Raw genomic sequence first — 13,081 nt, forward strand, 5'->3', positions numbered from 1 at the left:
GTCCCAGATCGTTCACCAGGGAAGCCCAGGCGTCATCAAATGCCTTAACTACTATATCCTGTCGTGTTTCCAGGGTGCCTTCCGTTTCCTTATTGTCCCACCAAACCGACTGTTCTTTCCCTGCCAGGGGGGCAATCATGCGCTTGTGGAAATGGGTAGCGAGCAACTGATCAAACATCTCTTCCCCCAATTCATCCTCGAGCGTGTTTTTCAGCAGGTAGTAGATCCAGCGATGGTAAAGGGTAGCTTCACGGCTTTCCAGATGATAGTCCCCATCCCAGGCTTTAAGCTGGCCCAGCATCTCCTGCTGAGGCTCCCCAACTTCATTTACGTCCATCAAATCCGCCAGTATAGCCGCAACTCCGGGATTCACCGGGGAGGTAACATCCAGGATCATATCCCCTACACTTTCACGGTCCCAATCACTTTTCTGATCCAGCAATTGCACGATCCGTTTGGCCCTGTTCTCGGGGAGGTAGTAGCCCGGTATTCTAAGTCCGTACACTGAATCTGGTTGGTTATTTGCAGAGTATACGTAGCCCCAGGGTGGGTTCACCGCAGATGGATTTTCATCAAAATCCAGGTACCGCAAGGGCTCGTTTTCTGTATTGGCAGGTAAAATCAGTTTTGTATTGGCACTGTCAGGCATTTCATATAACCGGGCGGTAGCCCACCAGGCGACATTGCCTTCGGCATCCCCGTACATGACATTTAAGCCCGGGGCGTGGATGTTGGGAAGGTGCGATTTGAATTCTTCAATATCTGTGGCATGACTAATACCATACAATGCATGCAACACCTTGTTTTCCAACTTCGTATAGATCCACGACATGCTTACCGGAGTCAGGCTGTCCAGCGGGGTAAGCACCCCGTTTAAGAGCGGTCCATGTGCAGTATTTCTATAGGTAAATGAAATGGCAGTACTGTCCTTCACCCTGATGCTTTTAGTTATCTCCTCAAGCGGTCTCCAGCCTTCAGCTGAATTGTATTCTTCTGCATTATCCGGGTTGAGCTCTTCTTCGTAAAAATCAATATCGTCATTTTCGAACATGGTCAAACCATAGGCCATCTTTCGGTCGTGCGCCAGCAAAGGAAACGGGACACCCGCCAGGTGATACCCATACTTTTCATATTCAGGGGTCACTACATGGGCTTCATACCAGACGGAGGGCTGTGCAAAACCAATATGGGGATCGTTGGCCAGAATTACCTTGCCATTCCTGGTCTTCCCGGGCCCGAGCACCCAGCTATTACTCCCTATAAACTGTGGTACGGGCAGTTTGTCCAAGGCTTGCTTCACCGCCGTAATAGCCTGGGCGGGAATGAGGTCAGTTTGCGATTTGTAGTTTTGGATCCAAACCGTACTGGTATCCACAGTTATTTCGAGATCTTCCAAATAGTCTGGTCCCAGTTTGTTTTTTATATTGGTCAGCAGGGGATCAGTTTTATGGGCCATGTCAAAACTGAAGCTCATATAACCGATGGTATTGTAAACATCTTCCAGGGTAAACGGCTGTTTCTCCAGGCTGGTCAGGTGGAACTCTATGGGGGTGGGACCTTCTTCAATGAACTGGTTTACCCCATCGAGATAGGCCTGTGCATCCAGGAATATGGGGCTATTCTGATCTACTGTAGCCAGCGTCTTTTTTGTAGCCTCATCAATCCCCAGGGATAGAAAAAACTTGTCTGTATCCACCAGGTCCTTTCCAAATACTTCAGATAATCCCCCACGTGCTATACGCCGTAGCAATTCCATTTGCCAGAGCCGGTCCTGGGCATGTACATATCCCAGGGCCCTGAACCCATCCTGTTCATTCTTTGCATAAATATGGGGAATCCCGTAGGCGTCATAATAGATGGTTACTTCAGCATTGAGGCCTGGAGTATCTATGACACCATCATAATCCGGTTTTAAGGTCTGCATTACCACAAATCCGGAAAGGACAATCAGGATAACGAGTGACAGGAGCACCCACCCGGCAATTTTGAGTTTTTTCATTTCGGTGTTCTTTGGAACTAAAGATAGCGGATAAAGTGGGATAATAAAACCCTCAGGGGACCCTTATGGAAGCAGCAGTAGTTTTTGCCCGGAAGCGTTTTAATCCGGTTTGGAGCCATGCCCTGTAGGTGTCGCTGTCTGTATTCTGAATAGCCGAATTCAACACTTCAAGTTCCGGAGTCATGATTACGTAATAGGGTTGTGAAGCCGTACTGAAATTGACGGTCTGGAAAGTCCCCCATTTTTCCCCTATAGTTTCAATTGCCTTGACCCGCCCCGAATCGAATCTAAACAGGAATTGTTCCTCTTCCGGAAGGGGTTTGCGATCGTCTATGTAGAGGGATATGAGTACATATTCTTTGTCAAGCAGGGGGAATACATCGGGTTCACTCCACACATTTTCTTCCATTTTCCGGCAATTCACACATGCCCAGCCGGTAAAATCCAGGAGAATAGGTTTATTTACCTGTTTGGCATGAGCTACCCCTTCTTCAAAATCCTTAAAGCATTCTATCCCCAGCGGGCAATCCGATTGCTGCTCAGCTAGCGTATAAAAATCCGGAGGGGGAAAACCACTAAGCAATTTAAGGTTGCTGTAATTGAATAACCCTAAAGCCAGGTAGGCGGTAAAAGCCAGGGATATAACACCCACCCCTAACCTAATGGGGGACAATTTTCTTTTTGGGCCTTCATCGGTAAACCGGAAAAGACCGAACAGGTAAAGCGCCATAAAGAGGAACAATACCGCCCATATCCCCAGGAAGACCTCTCGTTTCAGCAGCCCCCAATTACCAACCAGATCGGCATTGGACAGGAACTTAAAGGCAAGGGCCAGCTCCAGGAATCCCAAAACTACTTTTACTGTATTCATCCAACCTCCTGATTTCGGGAGTCCGGACAACCAGGCAGGAAAAATGGCAAAAAGGGCAAAAGGCAGGGCAAGGGCCAGGCCAAAGCCAAGCATTCCGGCAGTCAGGTTGGTCGCTACATCCCCTTCAGACAGGGCCGTACCCCCCAATAATCCACCAAGGATGGGACCCGTACAGGAAAATGATACAATGGCTAAGGTAACGGCCATAAAGAAGATGCCCAAAGCACCCCCGGTACGGGAGGAAAAGGCATCCATTTTATTTGCCCAGGAACTGGGTAGTGTAATCTCATAATAGCCAAAGAAGGAGAAGGCGAAAACAACAAAAACCACAAAGAAGAGCAGGTTCAGCCAGACGTTCGTGGCAATGGTGTTCAATATCTGGGAATCCACCGAATCGAACAAATGGAATGGCAGGCTGAGCAACACATAGATCAAAACGATGAAGAAGCCGTACAGGATACCATTCCCCAGACCCTTCCTCCGGTTTCCACTTTGTTTGGTAAAAAAGGAAACGGTGAGTGGAATCATAGGAAATACACAGGGTGTTAGTATGGCAATCAATCCCCCCAGGAATCCAAGTACAAAAATACCCCAAAAGCCCGTCCGGGCCTTAGTATCGGCCGTTGTCCCGGCGGTGAGGAGGTCCTTGTTCTTCAAATCCAACTTAAGGGCTGCCCCCAAAGCTGCACTGCGTTCGTCAAGAGCAACTTCTTCAGCCACAGCCTCTCCCCCATCCAATGTGACCTGAAAAAGGATTTCTTCCGGAATACACACCTCTTTGCAAATCTGATAGAAGAGCTCAACATCTATTTGCCGTACTTCAAGGTCCAGTAGCCGGATACGCTGGGTAAATATGGCCTGTTTTTTAAAAAAGGTCTCTTCAACCTCAAAGATCTCACTATAGGCTTTTTCGGTTTCACTCTCAAGAGTAGGCCCCAGCAACTCATAGTCCTCCCCAGCTTTTAGGTAGGTGAATTCACTGGGCAGACTGCCGCCTTCAGCCGTATGCTGGGAATAGATGTGCCATTCGGGGGCGATTTTTGCGGAAAAGACCAATTCATACTCCCCATCCCCTAACTCCCTGACCTCATGTTGCCACACAGCGGGTTCCTGATCGGTTTGTGCCCATGTCAGGCCAAAAACCAAAAAGAAGAGGATAAAAATGAATTTCGGTTTCATTACAGCAGTGATATTTTTAGGATATTCCGGGTAGTTGATGTCACCCGGAAACGATGATCTCCCCGCCGGCCAATGACCCATACTACGGCGCCATTTGAGCACAACAACCATTGGTTTTCTTTAGCGATCAGGTCCATTTTTTCATCTTTGAAAAACTTGGAGAGTAGTTTCCTTTTACCCTTCATTCCAAAAGGATAAAAATAATCCCCTTTTTTCCATTTTCGTATGCTTATGCTCTCCTTTAACGTTTCTTTATCTGCGTATAGTATGCTTTCAGAGGGTTCCCCCATAACCTCAACTTCTTCCAGTCGCAGCGAAACCGGCTCGTTAATTTGATTTGTATCCAGGGTATATCGGTACGTTTCATGATCCACCTCCTTCCTTTCTTCCAGGACCAGGTAGCCGCGCCCCTTTACCAGGCGGTGCGTCGCAGAATATACCTGTTTGCCGGGGCTGGCGCTCAGAAGTCCTTCCACATCGCCCCACTCCCTGAAGCCATATTTACCAAATAAACCATGCAGATATCCCTTTATGGGTGCGTATTTCTCTAATTTCTCCAGATCAATTCTTGTGGCCCCATCCACTTGGGTAAAACAGGAGGTCCGCACAGCATTGAAATGTTCCTCAAGTATGGCATGACTATCGCGCAAATATCCCTGCGAAGCTTCAAAATTACGCATGAACTCCGGATGGGTCTTCTTTAGGGAGGGTACCACCTCATGACGGATCTGATTTCTCAGGTACTTTTTGTCGAGATTAGACCGATCCTCCCTCCACTCAAGATGTTGTTGGGCGGCATACTGTTCGATCTGTTCCCTGCTGAATTTCAGTAATGGCCGGGCCAGGGTTTCCGTTTTTTCGGGTATCCCCATTAACCCCCGCAGTCCTGTACCCCGTGACAAATTGATCAAAAACGTCTCCAGATTATCGTCCGCGTGATGCGCTGTAATACAGTACTTCAGTTGGTGGATTTGTCTCAATTCCTCAAACCAGGCATAGCGTAACTCTCGTGCCGCTACTTGAATTGAAACTTTATTTTTAAAAGCATAATCATCTGTTTCAAAGCGTTTTATGTAGGTATATCTTTGAATTTTTTTACCTAACTGTTTTACCCATTCTGCATCCTCCTCGCTTTCCTTCCCCCTCAAGCCAAAATTACAATGGGCAATACTGAAATCTAAGTTCAGTTCGTGACATAATAGTACGAGCACCACACTGTCTATTCCTCCGCTGCAGGCAAGGAGAAATTTGCTCTCCAGGAGTTCTGGGAAATGCTGCTGAATATGTGCTTTGAATTGGGCTAACACCTGCTTAAATTCTTCTGCATAAACCGGCCATGAAAGGGCTGGGGGCTTTACATCATGCAAGATAGGCAAATGCCAGATGGCGACCTAGGCAATTGCAGACTTGAGTGCGGTGATAGCCTCCTTATGTTTGTCACGAAGCTCGGCATCCTTAATTCCCTTTTCCTTATCAAAATTCTGGTTAAAGGAAGGAAGGGAAAAGGTGGCAATTATTTCTGCACCAAAACGGGGCAGCATGTTTTCAACAACTCCCAGGGCCCCTATGGCACCGCGCTTTCCCGGGGAGGTTGACATCAAGAGTACCGGAGTGCTCTCCAAAAAATTGCGATCCAGGCGAGACAGCCAGTCCAGCACATTTTTAAAGTAGGCCGAAGGATTTCCGTTGTGTTCATTGACAGAGAGGATAAGTGCATCTGCCTTTTTGATATCGTCCCGGAATTCTACCAGGGAATTTGAAAACCCCTTTTCACGCTCGTGGTCTTCACTATACATGGGAAAGGGATAATTGGCCAGATTGATCAACTGAATTTTGTCAGTGTCAAATGCACTCACCGTGTGTTTGACCAATTGATAATTGATGGAAGTTGAGGAATTGCTGCCTGCAAAAGCAAGGATAGTCGCCATAAATATGTGGTTTTAGGTGGGCAAAATTATCATAAATGAAATGGTTTTGGTACTTATTTCCCTAATTTTGCCCGCGTTAACATCCAAAACGGGGTGTACAGGAGTATATACCACAATGAATAACAGATCGGCACGACTCTTTTTTATTGACGCCATGCGCGCCTGGGCGATTCTTATGATGCTCCAGGGCCACTTTGTAGATGGACTGCTTGATAATGCCTTTCGGGACCCAGGGAGCTCGGTCTACACCGTCTGGAAATATTTCCGCGGAATAACAGCGCCTGTCTTCTTTACCGTTTCAGGTTTCATTTTCACCTACCTGCTCATCAGGGTGCCCCAGACAGGGTTTAGCAATCCTCGGGTAAAAAAAGGTATTCGCAGGGGATTACAACTCTTGTTTATCGGGTATTTGTTGCGGCTTAATCTTTTTGGTCTCCTGAAAGGCCAGGTGTACGATGCCTTTTTTCTAGTAGATGTTTTACACATTATAGGGTTGTCTATTTTGGGCATTGTTGCGGTGTATTTGATCACCTACCGACAACCACGAATTGTTTTCCCCGGGCTGTTGTTGCTTATTGCCTTTGCTTTATTTGCCTTTGAGCCCCTGTATAAAACATGGAGCTATCCCTTATTACCTGAAGCACTGGCCAATTATTTTACCAGGGCCAATGGCTCGGTATTTACCATAGTCCCATGGTTTGGCTATACGGCTTTCGGAGCGGTACTGTCCGTTGTTTTCACCCGATTTAAAGATTACAGACACGTGTACAACTGGGCCATACCCCTCGCTGCCCTCGCCGGACTGGGTTTGATTTTCTATTCATCGCCCCTGTTTTTCGCGCTGTATGAAAATACAGGCCTTTCTTTGTTTAAGCAGATTTATTCCAATAACTACCTCTTCATTAGGATGGGCGATGTGCTGGTAGTGTTTGCAGTTTTTATGCTCTTCCGGCAGTTGGTCACCAGCAAGCTTATCCTCAAGATCGGGCAGAATACGCTGTCGATCTACGTGATCCACTTTATTATCCTTTATGGAAGTTTCACCGGAATGGGCCTGTATCGGTTTTTCCACCATTCCCTTGCTCCTGAGGTGGTCATACCCGGGGCGGTAGCCTTTATGGTCTTATGTAGCTATACATCTCTACTCTACGCTAAGCATGAAGACCAGATAAAAGTGAAACTGGGTCAGATCAGGTTCCTTACCTGGACCACCCTTGAAGCCTCCTTTTATTTTGTAAAGGCTTATATTTCCAAATTCCTGAAAGGAAGCCGGGTAGGATAACCCAGCTTCTTATGCTTCGAAAAAATACCCCAGACCTTAAACGTGAAGTGCACGGTTGTCCGTTGCGGCCAGTGCCGCTTCCTTAACTGCTTCTGCATAGGTGGGGTGGGCATGGCTCATTCTGGCGATATCCTCAGCAGAGGCCCTGAATTCCATGGCGGTCACTGCTTCAGAGATCAGGTCGGCACAGCGTGCGCCCACCATATGTACCCCAAGGACCTCATCTGTATCTTTATGCGCCAGGATCTTCACAAAACCATCGATATCCATACTTGCCCGGGAACGGCCCAGGGCTCGCATTGGAAATTGGCCTGCTTTATAGGGAATACCAGCTTCTTTTAATTCTTCCTCGGTCTTGCCTACAGCAGCAACTTCAGGCCAGGTGTACACTACTCCTGGTATGAGGTTGTAGTCGATATGCGGTTTTTGGCCGGCCAGGATTTCAGCGACCATTGTCCCCTCCTCTTCTGCTTTATGGGCCAGCATTGCTCCCCTGACCACATCTCCGATCGCATAAATGTTAGGTGCAGAAGTTTGCAGGTGTTCATTAACCTCCACACGACCTTTATCATCGAGTGTTACTCCTGCCGCTGCCGCATTAAGCCCTTCGGTGTAGGGTTTCCGGCCAACAGAAACAAGGCAGTAATCTCCGGTAAAGCTCACTTCCTGTCCTTTCTTATCATCGGCCTTGATCAGAACTTCCTTCCCTTTTCTTTTCACCTCTTTCACCTTATGAGAAAGGTAGAACTTGATTTTTTGCTTTTTGAGGACCTTCATCAGTTCCTTGGACAGTGCGCCGTCCATTCCCGGAATAATACGATCCATAAATTCGATCACTGAAACTTCAGCCCCAAGTCGGCGGTATACCTGTCCCAGTTCGAGGCCAATGACACCCCCTCCAATGATTACCATATGCTTGGGGATTTCGGTGAGCTTGAGGGCTTCTGTAGAGGTTATGACGCGTTCTTTATCGAGGGTTATGAAGGGCAATGAGGCTGGCTTGGAACCGGTTGCGATGATGGTCTTCTTGGCTTCAATTACCGTTTCACCTTTTTCCTGCTGCACGGCAATATGGGTGGCGTCCTTAAAGCTGCCCATTCCCTGGTAGACATCGATCTTGTTTTTATCCATGAGAAACTGTATCCCCTTGGTGGTCTGATCTACTACGGCTTGCTTCCGGGCTATCATTTTCTCCAGATTTACCCGGACTTCCCCTGGGATTTCTATCCCATGCTCTTCAAAATGCTTCACCGCATCCTCGTAATGGTGGCTGGAATCCAGCAGTGCCTTTGAAGGGATGCAACCCACATTAAGACAGGTCCCCCCCAAAGTCGGGTACTTTTCAACAATGGCGGTCTTCATTCCCAATTGTGCACATCGTATAGCGGCTACGTACCCTCCCGGGCCCGAACCGATTACAGCAACGTCATACTGATTCATAAGGAGTAATTATAGGTGTTTGCGGTTTAAATAATCAAAATTATCAGTTAGCAAAAATACAAATGTTTTTGCGGATGCCGGTTAATCAAAGGCAAAATGGCCGTATTCCAAAGATCGCGAGAGTGAAAGAAAAACCAAGCTATAGGGGAATAGCTGTGGTATGCTTTACTTCACTGATAACAAAGGAACTTTGCGTGCTCCCGATGTTCTGTATGGCAGTAAGTTTGGTAACCATGAACTCCCGGTAGGCTTGCATGTCCTGAACGTGAATTTTTAAAATATAATCATAATCCCCACTCACGTGAAAGCATTCGGAGACTTCCTCTAGCTTCAGCACTTCCTTTTCAAACTGCTGAACATTTTCCTTCACATGCTGAATGAGCTTAACATGACATAAAACAGTAAACCCGCGATTGATCTTGTTTTTGTCGAGCAAGGCCACATACCCCCGTATTACACCCTCGCGCTCCAGGCGCTTAATACGCTCGTACACAGCCGTTGAGGACAGTCCCAGGGCAAGCGCGTAGGCTTTGGTCGTCTGTTTACAATTGGCCTGGATCAAATTTAAGAGCTGCGTATCCGTGCTATCCAATTTCATACTGAATCGTTTTCAGAAAATACGTGGTTTAAAACTTAAAAATAGACTTTTATTCTATATATATTAATATTTATAGATTATTTATCTATAATTAATGATAATAATTGATTATATACCAGCTATTGATTATTTTTATACTAATAAAATAAGAACGATATGGCACACAAGGCATCCGACCGCATCCTCGACTTGCACAACTTTGGTGAATTTGGTGGGGTTAACCCCTCGATCTCAGATTCTTCCACCTACACCTTCCTCTCAGCCAAAACCATGTTCGATACTTTTGAGGGGAACACCGAAGGCTGTTATCTCTACAGCAGGCACTCCTCCCCTTCTAACCTGTACCTGGGTGAAGCCCTGGCCGCTCTGGAGGGAACCGAATCTGCCAATGTGACTGCCAGTGGCATGGGGGCGATCACTGCTGTAATTTTACAACTTTGCGGAACAGGGGACCATATCGTTAGCAGCCGCACCATCTACGGAGGTACCTATGCGTTCCTGAAAAACTTTATCAAAAAATTTGAAATTTCTACTTCATTTGTGGATATCACCAACCTGGAAGCCGTTGAGAATGCTATCAAGGAGGGCACAAAAATGATCTATTGCGAATCGGTGAGTAACCCCCTGCTGGAAATAGCAGATATACAGGAGCTTTCCCGTTTAGCCAAAAAATACAATATTCCCCTGGTGGTAGACAACACCTTTTCTCCGTTATCACTGGCCCCTGCCAAACTGGGCGCTGACATTGTGGTGCACAGCTTAACTAAGTTCATCAATGGAACCAGTGACTGTGTAGCCGGTGCTGTATGTGCCAGCAAAGAGTTCTGCCTTTCCCTCAAAGATGTCAATAGTGGTGCTGGAATGCTACTGGGCAGTACGCTGGACAGTATCCGGGCGGCTTCCATCCTTAAAAATATGCGAACCCTTCACCTGAGAATGCAAAAACACAGTTACAATGCCCTCTATCTGTCTGAGCGATTTGAAAGTGACGGGTTGCGGGTGGTTTACCCGGGATTGGCATCGCACCAAGGGCATGACCTGATGAAATCCCAAATGGTTCCCGAATATGGTTTCGGGGGTATTATGACCCTGGATGTGGGTAGCCTGGAGAAGGCCAATTCGCTTATGGAACTCATGCAAAAGGAAAACCTGGGTTACCTGGCCGTTAGCCTGGGCTTCTATAAAACCCTGTTCAGTGCCCCGGGCACCTCTACTTCCTCCGAGATCCCCGAAGAGGAGCAGGACGCAATGGGCCTTTCTGACGGCCTCGTCCGATTCTCTATTGGCCTTGACGACGATATTGAGCGCACCTACCAGACCATGAAGTCTTGTATGGAGACATTAGATATCCTGGACCCTAAGTCGGCCATCGTTTAGTACACCTGCCGGGAGGGTTTGCAGAACCGTTGTCAAAATCGTAATATTACCTGCAAACTAATCCCCTAGGTATGGCGAAAAAGCCCTCGAGCAAACTCAGACAGGACGAACACATAGTAGAAAACCGGGAACTCAATATCTGGGAAGCACTGATCCCTGTTTTTGCCCTCGTTGGAATGCTTGCCTACAATGTCTACGTTTTTGGCGACAATGCCATTGGCGGATCCAATCAGTTTATTCTTCTCATGGGGGGCGCCGTTGCCGCCATTGTGGGCTTTTTCAATAAGGTAACTTACAAACAGATGCTGGCCGAAGTAGCCGAAAACGTCAAATCTACGACTGGCGCTATTTTAATCCTGCTCATGGTAGGTGCCCTTGCCGGCACCTGGCTGATCAGCGGGATTATCCCGGCCATGATCTATTACGGACTTCAAATTCTCAACCCAACCATTTTCCTTGGGGCCTGTGTGGTGATCAGTGCCATTATTTCCATAGCTACCGGGAGTAGCTGGACCACTGCAGCTACCGTCGGTATTGCCTTGATCGGTATTGGCGACGCTTTGGGGATTTCCCTTGGCATGACGGCCGGCGCTGTGCTTTCGGGAGCTTATTTCGGGGACAAAATGTCGCCGCTCAGCGACACCACGAACCTCGCCCCAGCCATGGCGGGAGGAGAGCTTTTTGGTCATATCCGGTACATGACCTATACTACTGTGCCAACCATAAGCATTACCCTGCTGGTATTCCTTATCATTGGTTTCAACCTGGAAACCACAGGCATTGCTGATACCGATTCCATACTGGCCTCCATTTCCGGCACCTTTAACGTCAACGGCTGGTTGTTTATAGTTCCTGTGATCGTCATTTTTATGATTGTGCGCAAAGCCCCACCCCTGCTTGCCCTGCTTATAGGCACCTTATTAGGTGGCGTCTTCGCCCTGATCTTTCAGCCCGGGATCGTCGCGAGTATTACTGGTGCTGATACGCTGACGTTTGAATCGGCCTATATGGGGATTTTAAATGCGATCACCATCAAAACCTCTGTAGCCACTGATAATCCGGCATTAAATGAACTGTTCTCGGCCAAAGGTATGGCCGGGATGCTCAGCACCATCTGGTTGATCGTCTGTGCTATGGTCTTTGGCGGGATCATGGATGGGATAGGCGCCCTTTCACGCATTACAAAAAGCTTACTGGGCCTGGCCAAGACCACTTTTGGCCTGTTCGCCAGCACAGTGGGCAGCTGCCTGGCCCTGAACGTGACCGCTTCTGATCAGTACCTGGCTATCGTAGTGCCCGGTAAAATGTTTTCCAAGGCCTATGAAGACCGGGGGCTGGCGCCTGAGAACCTGAGCCGTACCCTGGAAGATTCCGGTACGGTAACTTCCGTGCTCATTCCCTGGAATACCTGTGGTGCCTATCATAGCGGGGTGTTGGGAGTGTCTGTTGCCGACTATTTCTTCTTTGCCATCTTCAACTGGCTGAGCCCTATAACCACCTTGTTTTTTGCTGCCCTGGGCATTAAGATCAAACAGTTGCAGGCAGCGGTGCGTTAAGGGAAAAATTCATCCTAATTTTACATAAAAAGTCATTCCTTTTCCCTGTAGATTTTTTAATTTCACAGTTCTAAAATGTTATTACTATGGCAACTGTTACTTTAAAAGGAAATGCGATAAACACAATAGGCTCCCTGCCCGCAATAGGCAGCAAGGCTCCCGATTTTAAATTGATCAAAAACGACCTTTCGTCTGCATCCCTCGGGGATTACGCTGGAACTCGACTCGTCCTGAACGTCTTTCCAAGTATCGATACAGGCACCTGTGCCCAATCCGTACGCCAATTCAATCAGGAGGCAGCTGAACTGGACAACACCAAGGTATTGTGCATCTCAAAAGACCTGCCTTTTGCCCAGGCGAGATTTTGCGGCGCAGAAGGTATCAACAATGTGGAAATGCTTTCTGATTTCAGGGATGGGAACTTCGGGAAGGCTTATGCCTTGGAGTTTGCAGACGGGCCATTACAACCCCTTCATTCCAGAGCAGTTGTCGTTCTCGACACACAAGGTACGGTTATCTACACAGAACAAGTATCTGAAATCGCAGACGAACCTAACTACAAAGCCGCACTGGAGGCCTTAATGGATGCCTAGGGAAGGATTCCTCAAGAACAGGATCAAGAGCGTTGGTTTTGCCTTACGCGGGGCCCTATTTCTCATCAGGACAGAGCGCAGCATTAAAATACAGGTGGTCATTGCCCTGTTGGTCACGGCCGCGGGTTTCTATTATGAGATAAGTACCACAGAATGGATCGTTCAGGTACTCGCCATAGCACTGGTCCTCGGGGTGGAAGGGCTGAATACAGCAATTGAAAAAATAGCTGATTATATCCAACCGCAATACGATCAGCA

Annotated in this window: 11 protein-coding genes; 5 read left to right on the plus strand and 6 right to left on the minus strand. The window is 47.6% G+C overall.

All coding sequences use genetic code 11. From position 1 onward, the window contains the following. The 4 genes from AC4E7D_RS05135 to AC4E7D_RS05150 all read right to left on the minus strand — a co-directional run. Nucleotides 1-1,999, minus strand: a 1,999-nt coding sequence (locus AC4E7D_RS05135) for a penicillin acylase family protein (RefSeq protein ID WP_490172738.1), incomplete at its 3' end; no start/stop codon positions are given. Nucleotides 2,000-2,051: 52 nt separating this feature from the next. After that, nucleotides 2,052-4,049 carry a protein-disulfide reductase DsbD family protein gene (locus AC4E7D_RS05140; protein ID WP_490172739.1) on the minus strand — a complete coding sequence of 666 codons (1,998 nt, stop codon included), beginning with the start codon at nt 4,047-4,049 and terminating at the stop codon, nt 2,052-2,054. Beyond that, entirely contained in the window at nt 4,049-5,356 is a 1,308-nt protein-coding gene (tilS, locus tag AC4E7D_RS05145) for a tRNA lysidine(34) synthetase TilS (RefSeq protein WP_490172740.1), read from the minus strand. Before tilS ends, AC4E7D_RS05140 begins: the two co-directional genes overlap by 1 nt. Nucleotides 5,357-5,440: 84 nt before the next feature. After that, nucleotides 5,441-5,977, minus strand: coding sequence for an NADPH-dependent FMN reductase (locus AC4E7D_RS05150; RefSeq protein WP_490172741.1), 537 nt, complete (start codon nt 5,975-5,977; stop codon nt 5,441-5,443). 115 nt (nt 5,978-6,092) lie between these two features. Between AC4E7D_RS05150 and AC4E7D_RS05155 the strand changes: the two genes are divergently transcribed. Next, nucleotides 6,093-7,259: a heparan-alpha-glucosaminide N-acetyltransferase domain-containing protein gene (locus AC4E7D_RS05155; RefSeq protein WP_490172742.1), complete on the plus strand. Its 1,167-nt coding sequence runs from the start codon at nt 6,093-6,095 to the stop codon at nt 7,257-7,259. A 36-nt stretch (nt 7,260-7,295) separates the two neighbouring features. On the opposite strand, the gene lpdA is transcribed toward AC4E7D_RS05155, so the two are convergent. Both lpdA and AC4E7D_RS05165 read right to left on the minus strand, forming a co-directional pair. Beyond that, the gene (gene lpdA, locus AC4E7D_RS05160; RefSeq protein WP_490172743.1) at nt 7,296-8,699 is read right to left on the minus strand and encodes a dihydrolipoyl dehydrogenase; all 1,404 of its coding nucleotides are present in this window, start codon (nt 8,697-8,699) and stop codon (nt 7,296-7,298) included. 139 nt (nt 8,700-8,838) lie between these two features. Continuing rightward, nucleotides 8,839-9,297, minus strand: a complete 459-nt coding sequence (locus AC4E7D_RS05165) for an Lrp/AsnC family transcriptional regulator (RefSeq protein WP_490172744.1) — start codon at nt 9,295-9,297, stop codon at nt 8,839-8,841. Between the two features lie 156 nt (nt 9,298-9,453). Between AC4E7D_RS05165 and AC4E7D_RS05170 the strand changes: the two genes are divergently transcribed. The 4 genes from AC4E7D_RS05170 to AC4E7D_RS05185 form a co-directional block, all read left to right on the plus strand. Beyond that, the gene (locus tag AC4E7D_RS05170) at nt 9,454-10,674 is read left to right on the plus strand and encodes an aminotransferase class I/II-fold pyridoxal phosphate-dependent enzyme (protein WP_490172745.1); all 1,221 of its coding nucleotides are present in this window, start codon (nt 9,454-9,456) and stop codon (nt 10,672-10,674) included. A gap of 71 nt (nt 10,675-10,745) precedes the next feature. Then, a complete protein-coding gene (gene nhaC, locus AC4E7D_RS05175) occupies nt 10,746-12,230 on the plus strand; it encodes a Na+/H+ antiporter NhaC (RefSeq protein ID WP_490172746.1) in 1,485 nt (494 codons plus the stop codon). 86 nt (nt 12,231-12,316) lie between these two features. After that, complete coding sequence (gene tpx / locus AC4E7D_RS05180; protein ID WP_490172747.1) at nt 12,317-12,823, plus strand: thiol peroxidase; 507 nt, start codon at nt 12,317-12,319, stop codon at nt 12,821-12,823. Beyond that, the coding region (locus AC4E7D_RS05185; protein ID WP_490172748.1) for a diacylglycerol kinase family protein at nt 12,816-13,081 on the plus strand (266 nt) is incomplete at its 3' end. The genes tpx and AC4E7D_RS05185, both read left to right, overlap by 8 nt.

The sequence above is a fragment of the Lentiprolixibacter sp. genome, assembly GCF_982873095.1.

What these genes read in the sequence shown, in the direction of transcription:
- AC4E7D_RS05140 (WP_490172739.1), bottom strand. Translation starts at nt 4,049, where the DNA reads ATGAAACCGAAATTCATTTTTATCCTCTTCTTTTTGGTTTTTGGCCTG.
- AC4E7D_RS05150 (WP_490172741.1), bottom strand. Translation starts at nt 5,977, where the DNA reads ATGGCGACTATCCTTGCTTTTGCAGGCAGCAATTCCTCAACTTCCATC.
- AC4E7D_RS05155 (WP_490172742.1), top strand. Translation starts at nt 6,093, where the DNA reads ATGAATAACAGATCGGCACGACTCTTTTTTATTGACGCCATGCGCGCC.
- lpdA (WP_490172743.1), bottom strand. Translation starts at nt 8,699, where the DNA reads ATGAATCAGTATGACGTTGCTGTAATCGGTTCGGGCCCGGGAGGGTAC.
- AC4E7D_RS05165 (WP_490172744.1), bottom strand. Translation starts at nt 9,297, where the DNA reads ATGAAATTGGATAGCACGGATACGCAGCTCTTAAATTTGATCCAGGCC.
- AC4E7D_RS05170 (WP_490172745.1), top strand. Translation starts at nt 9,454, where the DNA reads ATGGCACACAAGGCATCCGACCGCATCCTCGACTTGCACAACTTTGGT.
- nhaC (WP_490172746.1), top strand. Translation starts at nt 10,746, where the DNA reads ATGGCGAAAAAGCCCTCGAGCAAACTCAGACAGGACGAACACATAGTA.
- tpx (WP_490172747.1), top strand. Translation starts at nt 12,317, where the DNA reads ATGGCAACTGTTACTTTAAAAGGAAATGCGATAAACACAATAGGCTCC.